Origin of the sequence: Autumnicola edwardsiae, from assembly GCF_031846505.1 — a bacterium.
GTDB lineage: Bacteria > Bacteroidota > Bacteroidia > Flavobacteriales > Flavobacteriaceae > Autumnicola > Autumnicola edwardsiae.
Genome location: NZ_JAVRHP010000049.1, coordinates 1 through 25241, shown reverse-complemented (window position 1 = coordinate 25241; position 25241 = coordinate 1). Strand labels below are relative to the sequence as shown.

Annotated in this window: 21 protein-coding genes and 1 tRNA gene; 13 read left to right on the top strand and 9 right to left on the bottom strand. The window is 37.3% G+C overall.

Going from position 1 to position 25241, the window contains the following annotated elements; genetic code table 11:
• Positions 1-341: 341 nt before the first annotated feature.
• The 9 genes from RM529_RS10540 to RM529_RS10500 form a co-directional block, all read right to left on the bottom strand.
• A complete protein-coding gene (locus tag RM529_RS10540) occupies positions 342-599 on the bottom strand; it encodes a hypothetical protein (protein ID WP_311484755.1) in 258 nt (85 codons plus the stop codon).
• Between the two features lie 72 nt (positions 600-671).
• A complete protein-coding gene (locus RM529_RS10535; RefSeq protein ID WP_311484754.1) occupies positions 672-983 on the bottom strand; it encodes a hypothetical protein in 312 nt (103 codons plus the stop codon).
• Positions 984-1161: 178 nt separating this feature from the next.
• Positions 1162-1599: a hypothetical protein gene (locus RM529_RS10530; protein WP_311484753.1), complete on the bottom strand. Its 438-nt coding sequence runs from the start codon at positions 1597-1599 to the stop codon at positions 1162-1164.
• A 48-nt stretch (positions 1600-1647) separates the two neighbouring features.
• Positions 1648-3237: a response regulator receiver domain gene (locus RM529_RS10525; RefSeq protein WP_311484752.1), complete on the bottom strand. Its 1590-nt coding sequence runs from the start codon at positions 3235-3237 to the stop codon at positions 1648-1650.
• Positions 3230-6148, bottom strand: a complete 2919-nt coding sequence (locus RM529_RS10520) for an ATP-binding protein (RefSeq protein ID WP_311484751.1) — start codon at positions 6146-6148, stop codon at positions 3230-3232. The genes RM529_RS10525 and RM529_RS10520 overlap by 8 nt, the downstream gene beginning before the upstream one ends.
• Positions 6138-7211 (bottom strand): DNA cytosine methyltransferase, encoded by a 1074-nt coding sequence (locus RM529_RS10515; RefSeq protein WP_311484750.1) that lies wholly within the window; start codon positions 7209-7211, stop codon positions 6138-6140. The genes RM529_RS10520 and RM529_RS10515 overlap by 11 nt, the downstream gene beginning before the upstream one ends.
• Positions 7212-7282: 71 nt before the next feature.
• On the bottom strand, positions 7283-8113 hold the full coding sequence (locus tag RM529_RS10510; RefSeq protein WP_311484749.1) for a protein NO VEIN domain-containing protein: 831 nt from the start codon (positions 8111-8113) through the stop codon (positions 7283-7285).
• 135 nt (positions 8114-8248) lie between these two features.
• Complete coding sequence (locus RM529_RS10505) at positions 8249-8533, bottom strand: hypothetical protein (protein WP_311484748.1); 285 nt, start codon at positions 8531-8533, stop codon at positions 8249-8251.
• Positions 8534-8625: 92 nt separating this feature from the next.
• Positions 8626-9012, bottom strand: a complete 387-nt coding sequence (locus tag RM529_RS10500; protein WP_311484747.1) for a DUF983 domain-containing protein — start codon at positions 9010-9012, stop codon at positions 8626-8628.
• Positions 9013-9150: 138 nt separating this feature from the next.
• Between RM529_RS10500 and abc-f the strand changes: the two genes are divergently transcribed.
• The 13 genes from abc-f to RM529_RS10435 form a co-directional block, all read left to right on the top strand.
• On the top strand, positions 9151-11070 hold the full coding sequence (abc-f, locus tag RM529_RS10495; protein WP_311484746.1) for a ribosomal protection-like ABC-F family protein: 1920 nt from the start codon (positions 9151-9153) through the stop codon (positions 11068-11070).
• A 66-nt stretch (positions 11071-11136) separates the two neighbouring features.
• Positions 11137-12252 (top strand): efflux RND transporter periplasmic adaptor subunit, encoded by a 1116-nt coding sequence (locus RM529_RS10490; RefSeq protein ID WP_311484745.1) that lies wholly within the window; start codon positions 11137-11139, stop codon positions 12250-12252.
• A gap of 22 nt (positions 12253-12274) precedes the next feature.
• Positions 12275-15472, top strand: a complete 3198-nt coding sequence (locus tag RM529_RS10485) for an efflux RND transporter permease subunit (RefSeq protein ID WP_311484744.1) — start codon at positions 12275-12277, stop codon at positions 15470-15472.
• The gene (locus tag RM529_RS10480) at positions 15456-16793 is read left to right on the top strand and encodes a TolC family protein (protein WP_311484756.1); all 1338 of its coding nucleotides are present in this window, start codon (positions 15456-15458) and stop codon (positions 16791-16793) included. The genes RM529_RS10485 and RM529_RS10480 overlap by 17 nt, the downstream gene beginning before the upstream one ends.
• A gap of 8 nt (positions 16794-16801) precedes the next feature.
• On the top strand, positions 16802-16984 hold the full coding sequence (locus tag RM529_RS10475; RefSeq protein WP_311484743.1) for a CPXCG motif-containing cysteine-rich protein: 183 nt from the start codon (positions 16802-16804) through the stop codon (positions 16982-16984).
• A gap of 13 nt (positions 16985-16997) precedes the next feature.
• Entirely contained in the window at positions 16998-17417 is a 420-nt protein-coding gene (locus RM529_RS10470) for a SpoIIAA family protein (protein ID WP_311484742.1), read from the top strand.
• Between the two features lie 150 nt (positions 17418-17567).
• Positions 17568-17640: transfer RNA gene (locus tag RM529_RS10465), tRNA-Met, on the top strand.
• Between the two features lie 347 nt (positions 17641-17987).
• Complete coding sequence (locus RM529_RS10460) at positions 17988-18314, top strand: DUF6660 family protein (RefSeq protein WP_225573949.1); 327 nt, start codon at positions 17988-17990, stop codon at positions 18312-18314.
• A 138-nt stretch (positions 18315-18452) separates the two neighbouring features.
• Entirely contained in the window at positions 18453-22886 is a 4434-nt protein-coding gene (locus tag RM529_RS10455; protein ID WP_150545106.1) for a CusA/CzcA family heavy metal efflux RND transporter, read from the top strand.
• Between the two features lie 22 nt (positions 22887-22908).
• Positions 22909-24159, top strand: coding sequence for an efflux RND transporter periplasmic adaptor subunit (locus RM529_RS10450; RefSeq protein ID WP_190324899.1), 1251 nt, complete (start codon positions 22909-22911; stop codon positions 24157-24159).
• Between the two features lie 96 nt (positions 24160-24255).
• The gene (locus RM529_RS10445; RefSeq protein ID WP_009778856.1) at positions 24256-24594 is read left to right on the top strand and encodes a P-II family nitrogen regulator; all 339 of its coding nucleotides are present in this window, start codon (positions 24256-24258) and stop codon (positions 24592-24594) included.
• Between the two features lie 15 nt (positions 24595-24609).
• Positions 24610-25032, top strand: coding sequence for a Fur family transcriptional regulator (locus RM529_RS10440; RefSeq protein WP_128766680.1), 423 nt, complete (start codon positions 24610-24612; stop codon positions 25030-25032).
• Between the two features lie 26 nt (positions 25033-25058).
• The coding region (locus RM529_RS10435; RefSeq protein ID WP_311484741.1) for a SpoIIAA family protein at positions 25059-25241 on the top strand (183 nt) is incomplete at its 3' end.

The window sequence follows — 25241 nt, the reverse complement described above, 5'->3', positions numbered from 1 at the left end:
CGGATTGTCATGCTGAACTCGTTTCAACATCTCATAACAGTGGAGGATTCAAATTGCCGATATGAGGATGTTTTATGAAAATGAAGGGTATATCAGAAATTTCAACTATCTCTTGCTTTTTCCTTAGATAAAAAAGAGATTTGAGAATGTGCTGATTTGAAGATGTGCTAATGTATTGATGTGAAAAGTTGCTAATTTTTCTTTGCCACGAATCTACGAATAATGTTTTTCTACTTCGTACTTCGCGCCTCCCATGTTGAGGGATAGCTTAAAAACACCAATTATCGGCCTCTTATTATTTTGGTGGTTTTTGTGAATATTCCGGAAGGAAAAATAACAGATTAGTTAAGGGAACGGTTAAACCGGGTCATCATTTTATAAGCGCAGCGGAAGATTTTCTCCTTTTTTGAGGGCCTTTTGGAAGCCCCGGAATTCTTCATTTCTATTTTTATAAATTTCCCGCCGAGTTTATAAAAGCTGATGTTCTGCGGAAGAATTAACGATCCGGCGCCGTTTATTTTGATGCCGCTGTTCTTTCTGAAAATAAAATTTCCTACATATTCTTTTATTAGTTCTGAATTTCGTGAAGCATCTTCCATAACTGATTATTTTTCAATTAAAAGTCTTATAATTTACGAAAAATGATTGGTAGAAGGGATAAAAGTGAATTTTTATTTCAAATCTCTAAGGAATTTTCCCAATGTGCGATTGTTGCTGGGTTTTTCTTCTGTGAATGAGAACTCATCAAACTCATACCAGCCTGTGAATTCGTTTCCACATATATTATGCTCTTCAAAAAGAGGTATTTGTGCATCTGAAGGATAGAAATACTCTCTATCTATCAATTTTTCTTGTAATAGATTGGCTGCTTCTGCAGGAGAAATGCCTGTCGCATTTCTGAGAACGATGGATCCAAAAATTTTGTAATTTCCATCATCTCGATAAAGATATTTCAGTTTAAGATTTGAGGGTACGGACTTCATAATTTTTAGAAGAAAGATACCAGGAAACTTCTTAAAAAATAAATGAATGCTTATGTTATTTTTTGGCTATAGAAGGAATACTTCTTTATTATGCCAGCTTAAAGATTCTTGTGAGGTAAGAAGAGTAAGTTTTATTACTTGTTAATATTAAATTTTAAACTTTTTTACTTGAGTTATCTTATTTCGAATTAAATTCTTTGTACATATTTAAGTATTCCTCACATACCACCTTAGCTTTACCTTCGTCGACATCGGAAAGATATTGATAAACATCTTCAAAATAAAAATTATCTTCTTCAGGTTCATTTTCATACAAGTAAGACAATTCTAAAAGTGTTTCTGACAGCATCTGAAGATCCTTGGGTACAATCGTAAACAGTACACTTTCATGTTGATGAGGCTCTATTACTTCATACTCAACCTTTTTAGAACATTCTTGCAATTTATATCCGACATAGATTAGTCTTGCATAGTCATCGGCAATATTCTCATTAGCACTTGAGAAAAGAACTGTGTATTTAGGAAAGTAGATTGATATCTCCGATTTTTTTTCCTTTAAAAGTAAGGTCAAAATATCAACTGATGTTTTTGTTTTGACGTTTTGAATTTCTATCATGTATATATGGTTTTTGTTATTTCATATCAAGTCAACCTCGAGAAATAATTATTTTTTTACAAAATCAACTCCTACTCTAACTGGATGTGAAAATGCTTGGTTAGCAATTCTTTGCGCATAATTTTGCTTAAGCGAAAAGAGATATTTGAAAGGTTCACAATAAGATTGTTTCTTATACCAGTCAAACATATTGACATATCCTTTATAAATTGTCGGTTTCGGGATATAAAATTGAAATGGTTTAACATACTCACCGGCAGCCCAACTTATACATGTGTTTTGATCAATGTAAGATATAAATCCGCCGTCTCCTTTTTCTATACCTTCTTTGATGTTTAATTTTGATCCTTTTACAAAATAATATTTAAAATCAGTATTACTCTCTCCGTCTCTAATTATACAATCACATAACGGTGTAAGACATAAGTAGAAATTGTTGTCTGATTCATTAAAGAAAATATCTCCGAAATTAACTGCTCTTTTTTCTGGATTTTGAATTTTAGCGCCATTATAAAAAGAATTCATTAAAGCTAATTCATTATTGTCTAAATCTTTTTTGATGACTCTAAATTTATCTAGAAATTCATTTTCTAGAATTTCTAAATGAATATTTGAGAGACGCAATTTTGAGTTTTCGATAAATAAATTTTTCATAAAATCATCAAAAGAAGGTTTGGTTCCAGTTTTATTCATCATTTTCCTATGATGCATAAAGGTATTGAAAGAAATGTTCAGTATATCAGGATCTATAAATGCGCCATATTTGGAAAACTGATTTTGCATATCTAATCCTAATAACTTGAAAAAACTTTTATTTTTATCCGATGAAATCAACTTTGAAAAATTATTAATTAATGCTTTCGGTTTATTATGACTTTTCTTGAGGACAGATATTACCGTATTATTTATAATTAAAGCGTATTCAGAACCGGTTTTGGAAATTATTTCGGTTGAATAGTCTAATGCCACTTCAGGTTTTGATAAATTACCATTTACTGAAATAGCCATTGGAATCAAGGATTCTTGATTATTTAAATTCGTTATTGTAGTTATTTGATCAAAAATATTGCGATCTAAACGCATTACTTCTCCAACAGTTCTTCCGCTAGGTTGTGAAGTAATATCAATTTCATTTAATATTTCTATAATGTCATCATTATGCTCCAGTTGTTCTCGAATTTTATCAAAATCCTCATCTGAATAACCAGAAAAATAAGCTACTACCTTTTGAATAATTTCATCAAAATATGGGCTTGAGCTATATATACTGCAAAAATGTATATGAGGTTGTCTTATGATATCATCCAGGAGTTTGAGTGAAAACTCGTTTAGTGTATCTTCTTCATTCAAATCCCAATCTAACAAGACTAAATCTATGTCTCGAAATAGATATTGTTTTTTATTGTCTGAAAGCGGTAAATCCTGTTCTCCTTTTTTAAATTTGTGAATATTTAAATTTATTCCTTGATCTTTTAGATTCTTGTAAAGTTTTTTCGAAATAATATGCTCTTCAATATTTTTATCATATTTTATTCCTTCAAAAGGATTCCAAGCTTTTTCATCAATATAAACTACAGATTTTATAGATTCTTTGATAATTTCAGTTGCTTTCTTTTGGTAAATTTTTGCTTTATTCATTTTCGGCTGATAGCGATTTGATTACAAAACAAGCTCCATTCAAATAATTATATTCTGGGATATTTGTCGCTTCTATATCGAAGTAGTTTTCATTTAAGGTTTGTTTTGCCAGATAGAGGCCAATGCCCCTCCCTGAGGGTCGATTAGAATAAAACAAATCAAAAATTTTAGGAAGTCTATGCTCCTCTATTTTTTTTCCAGAATTCAGTATTAAAATTTCATTTGTTTCCTTAAAATAATCTAGTCGTATTTCTTTTTTATCAGAATTACGGACCCAATAAATTGCATTATTGATTAAGTTGATAGTGACGGTATAAAGAACTGGTTCTTTAATAATTATTGACTGCTTTAAAAATTCATCACTAGCAGTAACTTCTATTCCTTCTTTTGCTAGTTGCTTTCCGAAAAACTGATTAATGTAGTTAGCTAGACCGTTTAGCTTTATTTCTTTGTCGACTGCTGCATTTATTCGATATAGAGGAGAAAGCAAATCGTACTTATCTTCCAAGCTTCTAAAAGCTTTTTCTAGTAAATTAAATTTTTTGTTATTACTGACATTACTTTCTGTATTTAATTCATCCATTAGCCTATTAATCCTCGAGTATAATACATTAAACTCATGATCAATAATTTCTACGGCAATTCCTAATTGTGCTGTATCCTGAACAAGTGACCATTGTTGAAGCATTTGATCATATTGTGCTTTATAAGCTCCTTGTAGTAATTCTTCATCAATTTCAAAAGTCATTTTTTGAATATGATTGGATAACGGAACTAAAGTAGTGTTTGCTCTTTTCCTCAATCGGTCAAACTGTTGCCTTAGAATATCGCTCTGTTCTTTAATATCTTTTTTAACCTTTATTTTCTTCTTAGAATGGTTTTTTTGATGATTAAAATCGTCTAATAGTGTTTGTGCACGTTGATTATATTCATCAATCAAACTTCTAAATTTATCTTGTAAGTTATTGCGGTGGGTATTTAAAATCGAATTCAACTCCTCCTTATAAACCTCAGCACTCTTTGAAAAATTAATTTTCAGTTCTTCTAATTCGAGCTTCTCATTTACTTGATCTAATAAGTGAGAGCTATCTTGTTTAATAGTCTCGTTAAAATTAAGTATTTGGTCTTCATACCTATTGAGTCTATCTAACTGCAAATCTGTAGGCTTATAACGTTTAGGTATATCAGGAAGCAATTCCTCAAATTCTATGTCTAATTCAGAAAGTCTATTTAGTATTTGCTCAATATCCGAATAGGTTGTTTTAGTTGAAGATATTTTATTCTCAAGCTCAGACATCAATTTTTTATATTCCTTCTCATATTCTGCGAATTTTTTGGGATAGGAGGTAAGGGATTTACTGAAAGCTTTCTTCTCTTCGATTTCTCGTTTCCTGTCGTCAGTTATAGCCTGGTGTTGCTCGTTTAATTTCTTTTTTTCATTTTGAAAAATTGTGTCATCCGTAGTATCAGATAAATAATCTTTTGCGATTTGGACAAAAAACGCAATCAAGTCTGATTCAAAAGCTGAATATGGATCATTATTAATTAACCCTTCCCTACTCGATTTATCTTTTAAATCTGAATTATTTTCCCTAGTGAGACCGATATAGCCGAACATTCTTCTGTAAGAAAAGTAATAAGTACTAATACGTTTGTTCCGCCTTTCCTCAAATTTTAAAAAATCTGCATTTGGTCTTCCGTATGGTAAAACCCTGAAATTATCGCGATATAAATATAAACCACCGTGAGTCTCTACCTTATTATTAATTCTCTTCCAAGCCGTTTCATTTAATTTTGAATCTCTTAGGTTTCCTTGACTATATCCAAGTTTTAAGTAAAAATCACCATAATACTTCCTCTTGAATTTTTTTCTATTGGGTTCAAATTCATATGGTATCTGTTTATCATATATTTTTAAGGTACCATTGAATTTTCCGTATCCCGTAAATTTACCTTCTATGAGAATATCAGCAAAATTATAATCTTCAGAGGTGAAAAAATTCCCCTCTTCCACAAGAAGGTCCTTATCTTTTCCTAGTTCATTATGAATGTAGAAATAAGTCTTGACTGCTTTTTTTTCTTTTTTGATAAAAGGATTAAAAAAACCTGACAAGCTTGATATAATGAAGTCTCTATTATCCCTATTATCTTCACTATTCACCTCGGAAAGATCAAGAATTTGATCAATAGGATTAAAGATTAAAAATTTTGTTCCATGGGATTCTTTTAAATCTGTAAAATCATCCATTAAGGCATCCATTAAATTATTGGAAACAACGGAATTATTAACAGACTCAATGATTTGTTTCTTTAAATTCTTTTGACTTTCTTCCCAAATTAATTTTCCTTCAAAGTCTTCTTTCTTATCCAAATTCTCCAGAAAAGATGCCTTAAGATTTTCAAAAGTGTCCTGAAACTCATTTTTGTCTTCTAAGGACTTTACTGGAATATGGATGTCATCTAGATAAAGATTATAATTTTCTAGAAGATTCCAGTTGAAAAACAACATTTGAATAGGAGAACCAATTTTTTTTGTCAGCATTAACATTGGCTGTCCGAGAAATGCTACTGATAATCGACCGATACCTTTTTCACCTGCCTTTACTCTCGGTTTTTTCCATAATGTCTCAATGTCTGGAGACTTTTCAAGTTGAGCTCTACTTTTAGAATCTGTGCCCAGAACCAACCATTTATCAAAAATATCTTTTTGAGACATTCCTTTACCATCATCTGTCAATAAGAATAAATCCTTATCTAGACCTGTAAAACTTTTTTTAAAGATTTCGGCTGTAAGATTGTCTGCATAAGCATCATATCCATTCTTCCATAATTCAGTAATAGCTGTTGGTAAGTCGGCAATTTGTCCTTTTCCAAGTAAATCTACTGCTCTAGCTTTGGTTCTAAATTGCATTCAAATGATTTTGACATATCGATAATCCTATCCTCTTTGAATATTCAGGGGGAACGGCATTTCCAATTATTCTAGCTGTATCTGCTATAGTACTGGTTTTAAAAATATAATTTTTCGGAAAAGTTTGTAAAACTGCTCCTTCTCTTAAAGACAATGCCCTATCCTCTTCTGGATGAGCAAATCTACCGCAACTAATACTGAAAAATTTTGTCGTAATAGTAGAAGAAGGTTTGTTCCAGCGCAGTCTTCCAAAAGTATCGCGAAAACTATTATCTTTGCCTATAAAACAATTCAATTGCAGCTGCGGGTCATTAGCAAAATCGAAACGGTTTCCTCCATCATGTTTAACTTTCCTAATTCTCTTAAGATTAAGGTCATTTAAACCCGCCGTAGTATTCATATAATCATTTAAATCTTTATTGCCTGCAGGAAGAACAGGAAAACCTTTTTCTACACCAATAAAATCCTTAAGAGTTGGAAAGCTATCGCTCCTTTCAGGTTGTATATCTTTTTTATTTACCCGATCAGCAATTAATGTAAATCTTTTTCTAGATTGGGGGACTCCATATTTATTGACATTATGAATATCAGCATGGACTTTATAATCATTCTCTTCTAACCAGGCAATAAAATCAGTGAGTTTGCTTTTTTCTTTATTGCGTAAAATTCCTGGAACATTTTCAACGACTACATAACCTGGATTGAAATATTTTACAAATCTGTGAAATTCAGTAAGGAGATTTTTAGTCTTTGTAGCTTTCTGTTTATCGGTTCGTATAGTACTCCAAAATTGACAAGGGGTGCAGCCGATCAGCACTAATTCATCATCGTTTCTTTTTAAACCTTTATCTTTTAAATGTTTTTCAAGTTCTTTTTCTTTTAATTTGAAAACATCAGCTAAAATAAATTCCCCATCGATGTTTGCTTCATAAGTATCTTTACATTTGGGATCATTATCTATTCCAGCTAAAATATCTATTCCAGCTGTTTGCAGACCGTAGCTCATTCCTCCACCGGAGCAAAAAAAATCAACTGCTTTAAGTGTCTTGTTATTAGTATTCACAAATAATTGAATCTTTAAGATCTCAAAAATATAAATATAATGCTATTATAATTCCATGTTGCTCAATTAACTCAAAAATATCCTTTATAGACTACAGGAGCATACTGGCAGATTTCCTGTAGACCTCCGTTTTTAGTAAAGATTCTTGATCTATTTTCGAAATCAAAAACTCTGTATAAATAGTAATTTTTAGAGTTTCTATTTGAAAACTCAAATTCATTGTCAGAGAAAAAGAAAGGTGTCTTAATACCTAACTTTGTGGTTTTTACTTCGATATATTTATCTTGTCCATCGATAGTTTTTGATAAAATGTCGTAGCCGGCTCCATCTCCTTCGTCCTTAGAGATCCATCTTATTTCCTGAGCTAACTTTTCTTTTCCCATCTTTGTCAGATTCCATTTCTCGTAATCATAAATGAGTTTTTCTCCTAAATATCCCAGCTTTGAATTTTTTTGCTCTCGTTCCAGATAATTAACTTTAATGGGATTTCTCGTATATGATATTTTGGGTTCATTAACTTCTTCAATTGCTGGAGGTTTTACGAGCATCTTATCGTAGTTATCTATTGATCTTTTTTCCACATCCCTATCAGCATATATTTTAAATAGCTTTTCATAATCGGTGTGATTCTCTAAATGTGCTGCTACTTTTTCATCTAATATCTGCTGGTAATTAAAACGGGGAAGATATCCTTTGATGTAAGGTTGATTAAACTTTATTAATGCAGCACTAATGTTTTGATGCTTGAACTCTATTGCTCCTTCAGAACGATTGTTTAACAACGGAAGTAAATTTTTGCGATATTCTGTTTTTGAGTATCTCCGGTTGGATAATTCTTTCCTAAGCATTTCGAAATAGATCTGAATTATCAGATTTACTTCTAGCTCTGACCAATTACTCATAAAGGGATTCTTTGACAATAAAATTAGGTAAAAATTTTCTTACGCAAAAGGATCATACTATTTGCGCAAATTGTAGTTAATGTGAACATCTTTTAAAGCAAAAATTTAATGATCATCCAAAAGAGAAAAAATTAATCAGGGAATAAGAGATTCAGTTTTCATTTTTCTGCTGATAAATGCCATCATCTCGTAAGCTTTTTCCAGTGCTTCTTCCTGATTAGCTGCATGCGCTGAATATGCGTCCTCTTCAAAGCCAATTTTTGTAAGAGTTCCGTTCAGTTGCTGAAAATTTATCTCGTAGGGAGGAGTGAAGATTCCCATTTTGTCTACGCTAACGCTAAATTTATTTTCTGCATCTTCAAAAATAAAGTTCCCTTCATATTGCTCTGCTAAATACCAGTTGTCGGGTATATTCTTCATCTTTAAAAAGGATTAATAGAGACATTAATTTACAACTAAAATTCTGAAATCGGATAAAAAATATTCGTTCATCCAAAACCACTTTCTTCAACTTATTTCTTCCCCGCCGCACTGTCATAACTAAAAAAGAAATTGATCCAGATATTTCTCGACAGGCGCATAATAATGGGTCCAAAAACAACAAGGGTTGCTACAATTACAAAAAAGGAAGTGAGGGGGGTAGTGCCAAAGAAAAAGAAGGAAATAACAAATGCTGCCACAGCAAATGCAATTCCCACCGCATAGCTTACATACATGGCGCCAAAGAAAAATGAAGGTTCAATTTTATATTTGGTGCCGCAGTTGGAACAGCGCTCGGGCATTTTAAAGATGCTTCTTAGCTTGTAAGGATTCGGCTCTTTGTAAATGCTTTCTTCCTGGCAAACTGGGCAGGTTCCGGTGAATATACTGTAAAGCTTTGTTCCTTTTAAAAATTTCATCTGAAGTTATTATTTGAAGGCTGGTGGGCTGAGGTGGCACCTGAATTTTTACATTATCGTAAAAAGAATTTAAGCGTCTCAATATCATTTTTTTTGCTTCGCAAATTTAGTCATCTTTGCAAAAATTAATCCATTTTCATGCTTAACATTCATAATCTTTCCGTTTCATTTAACGGAGAATATCTTTTTGAAGAAATAACTTTTCGTTTAGGTGCCGGGGATCGTGTTGGTCTTATCGGGAAGAACGGTGCGGGAAAATCTACGATGCTTCGTATAATTTCCGGAGAACAGGAATACGACACGGGCAGTATTGCAAAAGATAAGGAGCTGAGAATTGGCTTTTTAAAGCAGGATATAGATTTTGTAAAGGGCAGGACCGTGCTTCAGGAAGCGCAGCAGGCTTTTGAGGAAATAAAAAAGCTGGAAAAGCAGATAGATCATATTAATGAGCAACTTGCTACCCGCACAGATTATGAGAGCGAATCTTATACGCAGCTTATCCAGGATCTTAGCGAGATAACGCATCAATACGAGATTATTGGCGGGTATAATTACGAAGGGGAAACCGAAAAGGTATTGTTGGGACTCGGATTTAAACGTGAAGACTTCGGGAAACTGACTGATACTTTTTCGGGAGGATGGAGAATGCGGATCGAGCTGGCGAAATTGCTGCTTCAGAGCAATGATATTTTGCTTCTGGATGAGCCTACCAACCACCTGGATATTGAAAGTATTATCTGGCTGGAATCTTTTCTGAATAATTATGCCGGTTGTGTTATTTTGGTTTCGCACGATAAAATGTTCCTCGATAACGTTTCTAACCGCACCATCGAAATAAGCCTTGGGCAGATCTACGATTTCAAGAAACCTTATTCAGAATTTATGGAGCTAAGGGGAGAGCTTCGGGAGCAGCAACTCGCCGCTCAAAAGAATCAGCAGAAAGAGATTGAGCAGACGGAAAAGCTGATAGATAAGTTTAGGGCTAAAGCTTCTAAGGCATCCATGGCGCAATCGCTTATTAAAAAACTTGATAAGATAAACCGTATTGAAGTTGATGAGGACGACAACGCGGTAATGAATATAACCTTTCCTGTTTCTGTACAACCGGGGAAAGTTGTGGTGGAAGCAGAGCATGTTGGCAAAGCTTATGGCGAAAAAAAGGTGCTTGAAGATATTAATTTACTCATTGAACGGGGGAGCAAAATTGCTTTTGTAGGCCAGAACGGACAGGGAAAAACAACCCTGGCCAAGATTATTATAGACGAAATTCCTCACACCGGGGAGTTGAAACTGGGACATAACGTGCAGCTGGGATATTTCGCCCAAAATCAGGCAGATTACCTGGACGGTGAAAAGACGGTGCACGACATTATGGTAGATTCGGCCAACGAGAAAAACCGGAGTAAGGTGCGTGATATGCTGGGTTCATTTTTATTCCGTGGAGATGAAGTGGATAAGAAGGTAAAAGTACTTTCGGGTGGTGAACGGAACAGGCTGGCTTTATGTAAATTGTTATTGCAGCCCTTTAACGTGCTGGTAATGGATGAGCCCACAAACCACCTTGATATAAAATCCAAGAATGTTTTAAAGGAGGCATTAAAAAAATTTGAGGGAACACTTATCCTCGTTTCCCACGACCGGGATTTTCTACAGGGGTTAACTTCACGGGTTTATGAATTCAAAAACAGGAACGTAAAGGAGTACCTTGGAGATATTGATTATTACCTTGAGCAGCGGCAGTTTGAGGATATGCGTGCTGTAGAGAAGCGGGAAAAGCAGAAAGCCACAGTGCAGGAAAAAACCGAGGCTTCGCCTAAACAATCCTACGAAGATCAGAAAAAACTGAAATCTCTTAACAACAGGTTAAGCAAAACCGAAGCGAAAATCACGAAGCTCGAGAAGGAGCTAAAGGAGAAGGATGTGGCGCTTGCTTCAAATTATGAAAAGACGATGGAGCAGCCGGAATTTCTTAAGAAGTACAATTCAAAAAAAATGGAACTTGAGAAATTCATGAAGGAATGGGAGAAAATTCAGCAGGAATTAGATAAGTATAATTAGCCTTTTATTAATTGTTTATAGACTTCAATTAAACTAATTCCGTTTTTTTGAGTCCAATGGTGAAGTATGGACAAACGTAAAATTATTCTCCCGGTATTAGGATTAGTCCTTGTGGTGTTAGCCTTTTTTGGCGCCAAGGCAATAATCGCCAGCAATGTAGAGGAAACCCCTCCTGTTTCAAAAGTGGTTAAAAGTGTTTTTGTTGATACAGTGCAAAACCGTACTGTGCCTATTATAGTTCCGGCTAACGGAAGTGTGACGGCCCTGCAAAGATTCGAATTATATTCCGAAGTGCAGGGGATCTTCCTGAGTAGCAGCAAAGAATTCCGGCCCGGACAAAAATATAATAAGGGTCAGATTTTGCTCAATATCGACTCAGATGAATTCCGCGCTAGCGTACAATCGGCAAAAAGTGATCTTTATAATAGCATAACTGCTATAATGCCCGATCTGCGGATGGACTATCCCGAGGTTTTTGAGAAGTGGCAATCCTACCTTAATAATTTTGATATACGGGAACCTGTGCCGTCTTTACCGGAACTGGATTCAGATAAAGAAAAATATTTTATTACAGGCCGCGGAATTATCTCTTCCTATTACACCATTAAAAACCTTGAGGAAAGGTTACGGAAGTACACCATAGTAGCTCCTTTTAGTGGGGTGCTAACCGAAGCCGTGGTAAACAGGGGAACTTTGATAAGGCAAGGCCAGAAGCTGGGTGAATTTATAGATCCCACGGTATATGAACTGGAAGTGGCAATTGCTAAAAAATTCAGTGATTTGCTTAAGCCGGGTGCTAAAGTAGAACTGCGTAACCTGGACAGAACCCAGACTTTTGAGGGGACGGTAAGCAGGATAAACAGCCGTATAAACCAGGAAACCCAAACCATACAGGTTTTTATTCGAATTGAGGATCAGGACGTGAGCGAGGGCATGTACCTGGAGGCAAAGCTGGATGCCAATGCCGAAGAAAATGCCATTGAAATCCCACGGGAACTTCTGGTGGACCGCTCTAAGGTTTTTGTGGTTAAAGATAGTGTGCTGGAGCTGGTGGAGGTGAATCCGGTTTATTTTACAGACAACTCTGTGGTTATAAGAGGGCTGGAGGATGGAGCTACAATGCTTTCCGCTTCAGTTCCCGGGGCGTATTCCGGGATGTTGGTAACCGTAGAAGAAGAATAATCCCAGCAAAACCCCGAAAGTTTTGAGAAAAATAATCAGTTATTTTATAAAATATGAGGTTGCGGTTAACGTCGTAATCTTAGCCTTTGTCATATTTGGGGCTGTTGGGGTTTTGAATATGAAATCTTCCTTTTTTCCGCTTCAGGAATCGAGGATTATCAACATCAATATTAACTATCCCGGGTCGGCCCCCGAAGAAATCGAAGAAGGGATCATCCTGAAAATTGAGGATAACCTGAAAGGTCTTGATGGGATAGACCGCGTGACTTCTACGGCAAGGGAAAGCGGAGGTTCTATTACTGTAGAAATTGAGCGGGACGAGAATATTGATGTAATGCTTAGCGAGGTAAAAAATGCGGTAGACCGGGTGCCTAATTTCCCCGGCGGCATGGAACCTCTTGTGGTGGCAAAGGAAGAAAGAGTGCGCTCTACCATTAGTTTTGCCATTAGTGGCGATAATGTGCCACTGGTGACGCTTAAAAGAATTAGCGAACAGATAGAGAATGATTTGCGTCGTATGGACGGGGTCTCTCAAATAGACATCTGGGGATTTCCTGAAGAAGAGATTGAAATTGCTGTGAGCCAGAACGATTTACTTGCTTACAATCTCACTTTTGAAGAGGTGGCGCAAACGGTGGCCAGTGCAAATATTCTCTCTACAGGAGGTACGATAAAGACCGAAGCCGAAGATTACCTAATTAGAGCCAACAGCCGGGTTTATTATGCAGATGCCCTTAACGACCTGGTAGTACGTTCTACAGCAGCCGGGCAAATTATAACCCTGGGAGATATAGCAACGGTAAGGGATCAATTTGCAGAAACTCCAAATGTTTCCTTTTTTAACGGAAATGTTGCGGTAAATGTACAGGTAAGCAATACTAATAATGAAGACCTTCTCTCTACTGCAGAGCAGGTGAATGCGTATGTAGAAACTTTTAATCAGCGAAACAGCAATGTAAGACTGGATGTGGTTAGCGATTCTTCCATTACTCTGGGGCAAAGGACCCAGTTATTGCTGGAGAACGGACTAATGGGAATGTTTCTCGTGCTGTTGTTCCTTTCGATTTTTCTGAATACGCGCCTGGCCTTTTGGGTGGCTTTTGGATTACCTGTAGCCTTTTTGGGAATGTTCATTTTTGCAGGCTCTTTTGGGGTGACAATAAACGTGCTTTCGCTGTTTGGGATGATCATCGTGATTGGTATCCTGGTGGATGACGGGATAGTAATTTCAGAAAATATCTATCAGGAATACGAAAAAGGAAAGCCGCCAATCCAGGCTGCACTGGATGGTACAATGGAAGTTTTACCTTCTATCCTTTCTGCTATTATTACCACCATTCTTGCTTTTTCTACTTTTATGTTCCTGGATAGCAGGATAGGGGAATTCTTTGCAGAAGTTTCCACAGTTGTAATTCTTACCCTTGTGGTTTCTCTGGTAGAGGCCTTAATTATTCTTCCTGCGCACATCGCCCATTCCAAGGCTTTAAGAAAAAATAAAGAAGAAAAAAAGAAAGGAATTGCACGGCTGTTTCAGAAAATGCGCGTGATAAACCGAACAGGGGACAGGGTAATGCAATACTTGCGTGATAAAGTGTACAGCCCTGTACTTGCTTTTGTACTAAGGCAGCAGATTTTATCCTTAGGGATTTTAATGGCTGTTTTGATCCTTACCATTGGGTCTATAGGAGGAGGATGGATACGCGTTACCCTTTTTCCAAGTATTGCCAGTGACCAGGTAAATATTACTCTTTTAATGCCTGAAGGTGTGAATCCTGCACGTACAGATTCTATAATTTCTATGGTTGAAGCTGCAGCATGGAGAGTAAATGAAGATTATTCTGAAAGACAATCTGGTGATAAACAGGTTGTTGAAAATATTATAAAAAGGGTGGGGCCGGGAAATAATAAAGCTTCCCTTCAGGTGAATTTGCTTCCCGGAGAAGAACGGGATTTTGGTTCTCCCGAAATCACCAATTCCATTCGTGAAGAAGTAGGCCCTGTTTACGGGGTGGAGAGCTTAACCTTTGGTTCGGGCGGTAACTTTGGCGGCTCCCCTGTTTCTGTATCCCTGCTCGGAAATAATCTTGAAGAGCTGGAAGCTGCCAAGGAAGATCTGAAAGCAATTTTTGAAGATAACCCTTTGCTAAAAGATGTAACTGACAGTGATCCTGAAGGTATTAAGGAAATAAATGTTAAGCTTAAGGACAATGCCTATGCGCTTGGACTGGACCTGGGCAATGTGATGCGGCAGATAAGGAATGCTTTCTTTGGAGCACAGGCGCAACGTTTCCAAAGGGGGCAGGATGAAATAAGGGTATGGGTAAGGTACGACCGGGAAAACCGCTCTTCTATAAATGACCTGGACGACATGCGCATCGTCACACCTTCAGGAGATCGCGTTCCGTTTGATGAGATAGCGAATTACGAAATTATAAGAGGAACGGAATCTATTAGCCATTTGGACGGACTCCGGGAAATAAGTGTAAGTGCAGATATGGAGGATCCTAACGGAAGCTCCACAGAAATACTGGCAGATATAAGACAAAATGTGATGCCGGAAATCCTGGCAAAATATTCCAGCCTTACGGTTTCTTATGAGGGACAAAACCGGGAAGCAGATAAGCTTTCAAGTTCAGCCAAAGCGGTTCTTCCCGTAATCCTGTTCCTTATTTATGCTACAATTGCTTTCACTTTTAGAAGTTATAGTCAGCCTTTACTTTTAATGCTGATGATACCTTTTAGTGTAATAGGGGTCGCCTGGGGGCATTGGTTACACGATTTCCCAATCAACTTTCTTTCTGCTTTGGGCATTATTGCCCTGGTGGGGATCATGGTGAACGATGGCCTTGTGCTTATAGGAAAATTTAATGGATTTATGCGGGAAGGCCTGGCGTTTAAAGATGCACTTTATGAAGCAGGAAGGGCCAGGTTCAGGGCAATTTTTCTAACGTCTTTAACCACTGTGGCAGGGCTTGCGCCTTTGCTGCTTGAGAAGAGCCGGCAGGCGCAATTCTTAAAACCCATGGCCATTTCAATTTCCTATGGTATTGCCATTGCCACGGTCTTAACGCTGCTACTCTTGCCGTTACTACTGTCTATTAGCAATAACATAAAAGTAGGAGGAAAGTGGCTTGCTTCAGGAAAAAGACCAACGGCTGAAGATGTGGAGCGCTCTATTAAAGAACAAAAAGAAGAAGATGAGCATGAAGATAGTAAATAGCTGTATTTATCTCTTAATTTCTGTTTTATCGGCACAAATTAGTGCTCAGGTTCAGGATTCCGTGTTAACAAAAGAAGAAGTGGTAGCTCGTGCGCTGGAAAGTAACTACGGAATTGAAATTGCGAATAACCAGGTTGAAATTGCTGAAAATAATCAGAGTATCCTTAACTCCGGCTATCTTCCAAGCCTGCTTGGAGTTGCCGGGGCAAATTATGATTTGAATAACAGGACAACAGAACCAGAGGATGGGGATATCCTGGAGCAGAGAGGACTTGAAAATAACAGTTATAATGCCTCTTTAAACCTGAGTTATACTCTTTTTGATGGCTTGGGGCGGTTCTATAACTTCAAGAGCCTGAAGGAACAATATAATTTATCACAGCTTGAAGCGCGGGAAACAATAGAAAATACGATGCTTCAGCTATTAAGTATTTATTATGAAATAGCACGTTTAACAGAAAATATTCAGGTTTTGGAAGAGACCCTGGAGGTTTCAAAAGAAAGGGTGCTGAGGGCGCAATACCAGTTTGATTATGGGCAAACTAATAATCTGGCAGTGCTCAATGCCCGCGTGGATGTTAATAATGACAGTGTGATCCTTATCGATACGAGACAGCAACTTGCCAATTCAAAAAGAGATTTAAACGTGCTTCTAAACAGGGAAATATCAGCAATTGATTTTGCCGTGGATACCACGGTGAACTTTATTCCTGAGTTGCAAGTTGAAAATTTCCTGAGCACTGCAGAGGCAAATAACGTTTCCCTGCTTCAAATCGAAAGAAATATTGCTATAAGTGAATACGATATTAAGATTAGCAGGTCCAGGTATTTACCGGCTATAGGCCTAAACGGTTCTTATGGATGGAATAGAAATCGTAGTGCAGCAACCGCCTTCTTCCCCGGTTCTACTACAATTACAGACGGGCTCTCTGCGGGAGTGAGTTTAAACTGGGCAATTTTTGATGGAGGACAAACTGCTGTACAGGTGCAAAATGCTAAGATTAATTATGCTAATCAAGAGCTTATCAGGGAGCAGATAGAGCTTGAAGTGGAACGGGATATTGCCAATGCACTGAATAATTTTAAAAATAAACTTTATATTTTTAGAATTCAGGAGGAGAACGTGGCTACTAATCTTGATAATTTTGAGCGTTCCAGGGAAGAATTTAGTTTAGGGCAAATTGCTTCAATAGAATTCCGGCAGGCGCAGGTTAATCTTCTTAATGCGAGGACCAGCCTTAATTTGGCTAAATATGATGCCAAGCTGGCGGAATTGCAACTTCTGCAATTAACCGGGCAATTGCTAAACGTGGAATTGTAAGGAGTTTTATGTACGAACATTATTTTCAGTGTCCCTATTGCTGGGAGGAGATCTCTGTTTTACTGGATCCTTCAGTAAAAGCACAGACTTATATAGAAGATTGTGAAGTGTGCTGTAATCCTATTGAATTTCATGTGAATTTTGATAATAGTGAATTGCAGGGATTTGAGGTTCGGAATGTAGAACAGTGAAAAGTCTGCTAAAATGTTTTCTCTCCATTCTTCAAAAGAAAAAATTCGTAAATTAAATGAAATTATTATTGCAGGAGTTATGGTCTCAAGTTTTGAATTGGCAGATAATGTAGTGGGGATACTTATAGAGTCTGATGTGGATGAAAAACTTATTGAAAAAGTCCACGCTATGATTTTAGAAAAACTAAGTGTCCATGAAGAGATTAATTTATTTTTCGAAATACGCCGGGGTAATGAAGTTTCATTTAGGGCTTTTCTGAACCAGATGAAGTTTAATTTCAGGAATATCGGGAAGTTCAACAAAATCGCCGTGGTGACAGACCTTGGCTGGATAAGAAATTCTATGATTATTAAAGATGCATTAATGCCTGCCGATATTGCGGATTTTTCAAATAATGACCGGCTAAACGCGCTGGCCTGGATATCTCAGTAAATTTTTTATGTTTTATTTTGGCAAAGTAGAAATCTGTCGTATATTTGCCATCCAATATTGCGGATAGCGCAGGATGCTCCGGCAGCTCAACATAAAGTCCGCTCATCGGGATTATAACCCGAAGCTTTAAAAAATATTGGAAATATACATCGCGGGATAGAGCAGTAGGTAGCTCGTCGGGCTCATAACCCGAAGGTCACTGGTTCGAGTCCAGTTCCCGCTACTAGCAATGACAAGGCTTTACAGAAATGTAAGGCCTTTTTTTATGGACTGGGTACAACATAGGTACAACATTTTTGGAAAGCCAAATTTGAATAGAAAATAATGTTAATTAACATTATTTGGGGATATTTCCTATCTCATTCGAAGTGTAACTTAGTAATTTGAAGGATTTGTATAATTCTCTATTTCATTAAATAGCTTATTAAAAAACAATGTTCTAATTCTTCAGTATAAGATCTTGGTAATTTTTTAATTGAAATTATTATCAAATTATGTGATAAACCTTTTGAAATCTGTTCCTATTCTTTTTGCACAATCTGTGCATTGATTTTTTTTTATCTTTGTAGTGTGAAAATTATCGCTGTCATATTATCTCTATATATATTCGGGCTTAACTTATTAGCCTGTAATGATAGTGACACTTCACAAGTGATTTCTGATTCAGAAGTAACAGTGGTTGCTACGCAGAATTTAGATATCGACTATTCACATGATAAAGTAGCAGATTTATGCCCTCCTTTTTGTAGTTGCCATTGCTGCCATGTGCATACAGTAGATTTCGGTTCTTCAAATTTCAAGGCTTTGATTATTGAAATTCCATCAAAAGCCTTTGTCCATTTTGACAGCTCAGTGGAAGAACCTATTCTTTCCTTTTTAGATCCTCCAAAAGTTTAATTCAGTTTTTTTAAAGGATAATTATATCCTTTTTTGACCAAATCCTGGTTCTCATACTAGATCCTTGGTCCTATTGATAGATTTTGTTAGGCACAAAATTATTATCAAGAATTTTAACTGAATTAAATTTTTATTTATATGATTAATAAGATAATCGCATTTTCCATTAATAATAAATTTATTATTGGACTACTTACCTTAGCGCTGATAGGGACGGGTATTTGGTCCATGATGACCGTCAACCTGGGATCGGTGCCAGATATTACTAACAACCAGGTTCAGGTGATCACCCAATCACCTAATCTTGCAACAGAAGATATTGAACAATTTGTAACCTATCCTGTAGAACTCTCAATGGGGAACCTGCCCGGGGTTACGGAAATACGATCTGTTTCCCGATTTGGCCTTTCCGTGGTTACAATTGTTTTTGAGGACGATATGGGCATTTACAAACCCCGTCAACTGGTTCAGGAAAAACTAAACGAAGTCAGGGACCAAATACCTGAAAAATTTGGAAGTCCCGCTATGGGACCCATTACTACAGGTTTGGGTGAGATTTATCAATATACGATAAAGCCCCAAAAAGAGTATGACACCGTTTATTCCCCTACGGAATTGCGTACCATCCAGGATTGGATCGTAAAGCGTCAAATGACCCTCGTCGAAGGTGTAGTAGAGGTAAATTCATTTGGGGGCTCTATAAAACAATATGAAATTGCCATTAATCCCGAAAAACTGAATGCGTTAAACGTTTCTATTTCCCAAGTCTTCGATGCCCTGCAAAAAAATAATGTTAATACAGGCGGTGCATATATAGAAAAAAATAATATGGCCAATTTTATCCGTGGTGAGGGTTTAATCAGGTCACTAGATGATATAAAATCTATTGTTATCAAGAATGAAAATGGAGTGCCTGTAACAATTGGAGATGCAGCTGAAGAGGTCCAGTTTGGTAGCCAGGTACGCTATGGTGCTTTTACCCAGGATGGCCGTGAAGCTGTTGGCGGTATGGTGCTCATGTTGAAAGGTGCAAATCCTAATAAAGTAATTGCAAATGTTCAGGATCGTATGGAGACGGTAGAACAATCTTTGCCTGAAGGTTTATCAATAGAACCCTTCCTTGACAGAAGTGTTTTAATTGAAAGAACTACGAGTACCGTGACCCAGAATCTTCTGGAAGGTGCTTTAATCGTGATTTTTGCCTTAGTAATATTATTAGGTAGTCTGAGAGGCGGTCTTATAACTGCTACTACCATTCCATTATCACTTCTTTTTGCTTTTATATTGATGAAGCAATTCAATGTCTGGGCCAATCTAATGAGTTTGGGAGCTATTGACTTTGGAATTATTATAGACGGTGCTGTGATCATCATTGAGGGTACGGTATATGAAATACAAAAACGGATGCGTTCCGGCAAAATAAAATTTAATAAGGCTAAAATGGATGAAGTAGCCTATGATGCCGGAAGTACGATGATGGGTTCCGCCTTTTTTGGACAAATTATCATTCTTATCGTATTTGCGCCCATTCTTTTTCTAACGGGGGTAGAAGGGAAAATGTTTCGGCCAATGGCATTTACTTTTGGTTTTGCCATGATAGGTGCTATTTTCTTATGCCTTACCTATGTCCCTATGATGTCTGCTTTATTTATGAAACCAATTCAGAATAAAAAGAACTGGTTTGGAAAGTTTGAACGCTGGCTGGAAAAAGTTAGTGATAAAATTATTGGAGGGATTCAAAAAGGATACATGCCTTTATTAAAAGGAGCTTTAAGATTGAAGTTCATAGTATTGGGGTCTGCGGTTGTCTTACTTATAGTAGCCGGTTTTATCTTTTCCAGAATGGGAGGGGAATTTGTCCCTCAACTTGATGAAGGGGATATCGCCATGCAGGCTTTAATAAGACCTGGAAGTGGTTTGAGTGAAGCAATTGATGTTTCCACAAAAATAGAAGATATCCTTCTTGAGAATTTCCCGGAAGTAGAAACCGCCGTAGCGAGGATTGGGGTTGCCGATATCCCTACTGATCCAATGCCTATGGATATTGCCGATATGTTTATTGTATTAGAGAAGGATATGGATAATTGGACTTCGGCAAGTTCTAAAGAGGAATTGATAGAAAAGATCAAAGAGAAACTTAATGAAGAACTTACGGGAGTCAACCTGGTTTTTAGCCAGCCTGTAGAGCTTCGTTTTAATGAACTGCTTACCGGGGTCAGGGAAGATGTTGCGGTAAAATTATATGGTGAAGATTTAGACCTTCTTGCTGAAAAAGCTGATAAAATGGCTGAAATAATACAGACTATACCGGGCGTAGGAGATGTGAACCCTGAACGAACATCTGGTCTTCCACAAATGACGGTGCGGTTTAATCGTAAAAAAATTGCGCAATATGGATTGGACATTGAAAAGATTAACGATTATATAAGTGCAGCTTTTGCTGGAGGAACGGCCGGAGTGATCTTTGAAGGGGAAAAGCGGTTTGATATGGTAATACGTTTTGATGAGGCGCACCGCCAAAGCATTGATGATTTACGTACCCTCTATATAGATCTGCCGGATGGCACTCAGGTTCCGATTAAGGAAGTAGCTGATATTAGTTATGTACCGGGCCCTATGCAAATTTCCAGGGATAACACCTTTAGAAGAACCTATGTGGGAGTTAATGCCCGCGGGAGGGATGTGGAATCTGTGGTAAATGACATCCAGCAAAAATTGGATGAAGAGTTAGATTTACCTCCAGGATATTACATTACTTATGGTGGGGAGTTTGAAAACCTTCAAAGAGCAAAAGGGCGTTTACAAATAGTAGTGCCCATCGCTCTATTTCTGATATTCGTGCTTCTGTACTTTGCACTCCAATCTTTTTCCCAATCAATTATGATCTATATAGCCATTCCACTGGCGGCTATTGGAGGAATATTTGCTCTTTGGTTAAGAGATATGCCGTTTAGTATTTCAGCTGGTGTAGGCTTCATTGTATTGTTTGGGGTTGCCGTTTTAAACGGGCTGGTGCTTATTAACAGGTTTAATTCCTTAAAAGAAGAAGGGGTAACCAGTATAAAAGATAGAATTTTTACAGGAACCAAAGAACGAATACGTCCCATTATGTTAACAGCAACAACAGATATTTTTGGATTTCTGCCGATGGCTTTTTCATCGTCAGCAGGAGCTGAAGTACAACGACCCCTTGCTACGGTTGTTATTGGTGGCATGCTTACAGCTACCTTACTTACGCTGGTTGTTCTTCCTGTCCTTTATACATTTGTAGAGAAGAGACGAGAGAAAAAGGAACAGAACAAGCTTGGTTCTTCCAATTCACGATCTTTAGCCACAATTTTGATAATTGGCTTGATGTTAGGCGGAACCTTTTCCGTAAATGCACAATCTGATGAAATGTCATCGGAAAATCCAATACAGGATTCTTTACAAACTATTAGTTTGGAAGAGGCTAAAGAAATGGCAATCCAAAACTTTCCACAATTAAAAGCTGCCCAACTTGAAATTGAAAGTGAGGAAGTATTGCGTAAAACCGCCTATGATTTTGGGAATACCCAAATCTTTACAGGAAAAGAAGAGGTAGGAAATGGCTCTGATGGGATCTATACCCAAATTGGTGTTCAACAACAAGGCATAGATGTTTTTGGAATAGCTCCCCGTTTGAAATTACAGAAAGAAAGGGTGGCCCTTGCTGAAAATGCTTTAGAACTAAATACCTTAGAAGTGGAACGTGAAGTAAGCAGGGCCTGGGCTTCAGTTTATACAAGTAAAAAGAGGTATCGGGTATATAAGAAAATGGATTCAATTTTTGAAGACATTGAAAGAGCAGCACGAATCAGGTATGAAACAGAAGCTACCTCTAAACTGGAGTATCTTGCTACTTCAAATCAGGGGAATGAGGTGAAAATACAGTTAGAACAAGCTTATAGAGATTACCTGAAATCATTACAGCGTCTAAATTTATGGTTTGTTAGTGATACGATCTATGATGTACCAGATTTGCCTGTTGAAACTTTAGACGAACCTTTAAACTTTCTGGTAGAGTCGCTTGAAAATCATCCGTTGCTGCAGGTTTCGGAACAAAGGATAGATGTTGCCAAAGCGGTTACCAGAGAACGAAAATCTGAATTTTTGCCCAAATTTCAGGGTCAGTACGGTAGGCAGGAAATAGCCGGGCAATCGGGTTTCTTCCAATATCAAATAGGAATTCAAATTCCGCTGTTTTTTGGGCCGGAATTAGGCCGTACACAGGAAGCACAAGTAAATAGACAGATTGCAGAGCAAAACTTTTATCAGGATAAAATCGAACTGGAAACCGCCTATAAAAATATGCGTGAAGACTACATCAAATGGAGAAACTCATGGAATTATTATAGGGATGAAGCACTTCCGCTGGCCAAAGAGCAACAAGGTGGATCAGTGCTGGCCTTTAAGGAAGGCGCTATCGATTATGTGACATTTCTCCAAAATATAAGAGATGCCATTAGAATCGAGGTAAATGCCTGGAGTGCTTTTAACGATTATCTCGACAGCCGCTACCAACTGGAATATTACCTTAAGAATTCAAATTAAAAATTAAAATAAGAAAATCGATATGAATACAAGATCAATAAATATTCTAATGCTTGCCTTAACGCTCAGCATATTCTTTGGATGTAAAGAAAATCCTGCGGCAGGGGAAGATGCTTCCAGTGAAACTGCAACTACTAATACCGAAGAAGGTGAAAATCACGGTGAGGAAGGAGATGAAGAACACGGTGAAGAAGAAGGTGGGATGCGTTCGGTACATCTTTCAGAAATGAAATTCAATAGTCTGGGGATTAAAGTAGATACCTTGCCTAAAAAAGCTTTGTCGGGTATTGTGGAAGCCAATGGCCAGTTAGAAGTGCCGCCACAATATGAAGCTACCGTTACGGCAATTTTAGGCGGTAATATAACTTCTATAAAGGTTATTGAGGGGGATAAGGTAAATAAAGGTCAGGTGTTGGCTTATCTTTCTCACCCAAATTTAACCAGAATGCAGTCTGATTATATTAATGCATATAGTAGGATGCAATTTTTGGAAAAGGAATTTGAAAGACAGAAACGTTTATATGAAGCAGAGGTAGGATCTGGAAAATCTTTTCAACAAACCCAATCAGATTACCAGTCTGTACAAGGTGAAGTGCGGGGGTACGAATCGCAATTGCGCCAGTTAAACCTAAATGCTTCCCAGGTTAGAGACGGTGAATTATATGAATATATTCCGGTAGTAAGCCCAATTGGAGGTTATATTGAAAAAGTACTGGTACAGGTAGGACAATATGTAGACCCTCAGACCAGTATGTTTATGGTAGTTGATAATGAACATGTTCATGCCGATCTAATGGTTTTTGAAAAAGATATTTATAAGGTGAAAGAAGGCCAAAAGATTGCGTTTACACTGGAATCGGTTCCAGGCAGTAATTTAACCGGGGAAATTTATTCAGTGGGGAAACAATTTGAACAAAACCCCAAAGCGGTACATGTGCATGCAGAAATCGATAATAAAGAAGATTTTCTAATTCCGGGGATGTATATAAACGGAAAAATCAGGACCGGTGAAGAAGCTGTTCCTGCCTTACCGGAAGAAGCAATAATTGAAGAAGAAGGAAATCCCTACATCTTTACGGCCCAAAAACACCAGGAAGATGGTGAAACCGAATGGGAATTGAAACCAGTGCAGGTTAGAACGGGAATAAATGAAGATGGTTGGGTTGAAATTAAACTGCTGGAGCCTCTGCCTGAAGGTACGTTGGTTGCCTATAATAATGCCTATTATCTGGTTTCTGAAATGCAGAAAAGCCAGACTTCCCATGGTCATTAAATTAAAAAAATTAGATGGATGGACTCTCTGTTAAATGTTTGTCTTAATTAAAATTCCAGAGGGTTCATCCTTAATACTAAAATTAATATTACAGCAATGAAAGAAATAAAAGCATTTATAAAACCGAAACGAGTTCAAAATGTAATTGAAGCTCTTAGTGAAAGCGGATTTAAAAGTATGACCCTTTCCCAGGGAGAAGGAACGGGGGCTTTTAAAGCAAAAGGCGCATCACCTTCTTTAGATTTCCGTGTAACAGACAGTCCGGTTGTAAAGTTAGAACTGGTATGTCAAAACGAAGAAGCACAATCAGCAATAGATATTATCCTTGAGAATGCAAAAACAACTGAACCCGGTGACGGAATAATTTATCTTTCCGATATTGAAGATGCCTTCCAGATAAAAACCGGGGAATCCATAAAGCGTTACGACCCCTAAATACTTTTATAGCAAATGGAAAAAATAGTAAAAAAGTTGGAAAGCAAAGGCATCCGCCCTACGGCAATGCGCTTGATGACCTATAGACGGCTGGCACAACTGAATGTGGCCGTTAGCTTAGGCGACCTTGGAAAGGATTTCGAAAGCTCGGAAAGGAGTACGCTTTTCCGTACTATGAAGACATTTGAAGAAAAAGGAATCGTGCATCAAATTGAGGATGGCACCGGCATCATTAAATATGCCCTGTGCGAAGACAATTGTGAATGTGAGGTGGGAAACGACCTTCACTTACATTTTCATTGCAATAGTTGCGGGGAAACCGTGTGCCTTACAGAGCACAAAATCCCTCAGATAAACCTGCCCGACGGCTATGTGGCAGAGGATATCAATCTGGTGGCCAAGGGAGTCTGTGAGAAATGTAGCAATGACTTGGATTAAGTTTTTTGATTTAAAAAATTGGAACAATGATGAAAATTTATAAAAAAGAAAACAAGGTATATATGGTAGCTCAAAATAGATTGGATGCTACCGATTATGACAATTTGATATCTCAATTAAAAAACCATATACAGGCAAACCATAAAGTATACTGGTATATTGAAATGGAAAATTTTGAGGGGTGGACTGCAAGTGCGTATTGGAAAGGC

Coding starts and splice junctions, on each gene's coding strand:
- RM529_RS10455 (WP_150545106.1), top strand. CDS start 18,453: ATGATTAATAAGATAATCGCATTTTCCATTAATAATAAATTTATTATT.
- RM529_RS10440 (WP_128766680.1), top strand. CDS start 24,610: ATGGAAAAAATAGTAAAAAAGTTGGAAAGCAAAGGCATCCGCCCTACG.
- RM529_RS10530 (WP_311484753.1), bottom strand. CDS start 1,599: ATGATAGAAATTCAAAACGTCAAAACAAAAACATCAGTTGATATTTTG.
- RM529_RS10475 (WP_311484743.1), top strand. CDS start 16,802: ATGTACGAACATTATTTTCAGTGTCCCTATTGCTGGGAGGAGATCTCT.
- RM529_RS10510 (WP_311484749.1), bottom strand. CDS start 8,113: ATGAGTAATTGGTCAGAGCTAGAAGTAAATCTGATAATTCAGATCTAT.
- RM529_RS10480 (WP_311484756.1), top strand. CDS start 15,456: ATGAAGATAGTAAATAGCTGTATTTATCTCTTAATTTCTGTTTTATCG.
- RM529_RS10540 (WP_311484755.1), bottom strand. CDS start 599: ATGGAAGATGCTTCACGAAATTCAGAACTAATAAAAGAATATGTAGGA.
- RM529_RS10450 (WP_190324899.1), top strand. CDS start 22,909: ATGAATACAAGATCAATAAATATTCTAATGCTTGCCTTAACGCTCAGC.
- RM529_RS10505 (WP_311484748.1), bottom strand. CDS start 8,533: ATGAAGAATATACCCGACAACTGGTATTTAGCAGAGCAATATGAAGGG.
- RM529_RS10535 (WP_311484754.1), bottom strand. CDS start 983: ATGAAGTCCGTACCCTCAAATCTTAAACTGAAATATCTTTATCGAGAT.
- RM529_RS10525 (WP_311484752.1), bottom strand. CDS start 3,237: ATGAATAAAGCAAAAATTTACCAAAAGAAAGCAACTGAAATTATCAAA.
- RM529_RS10490 (WP_311484745.1), top strand. CDS start 11,137: ATGGACAAACGTAAAATTATTCTCCCGGTATTAGGATTAGTCCTTGTG.
- RM529_RS10470 (WP_311484742.1), top strand. CDS start 16,998: ATGTTTTCTCTCCATTCTTCAAAAGAAAAAATTCGTAAATTAAATGAA.
- abc-f (WP_311484746.1), top strand. CDS start 9,151: ATGCTTAACATTCATAATCTTTCCGTTTCATTTAACGGAGAATATCTT.
- RM529_RS10500 (WP_311484747.1), bottom strand. CDS start 9,012: ATGAAATTTTTAAAAGGAACAAAGCTTTACAGTATATTCACCGGAACC.
- RM529_RS10445 (WP_009778856.1), top strand. CDS start 24,256: ATGAAAGAAATAAAAGCATTTATAAAACCGAAACGAGTTCAAAATGTA.
- RM529_RS10520 (WP_311484751.1), bottom strand. CDS start 6,148: ATGCAATTTAGAACCAAAGCTAGAGCAGTAGATTTACTTGGAAAAGGA.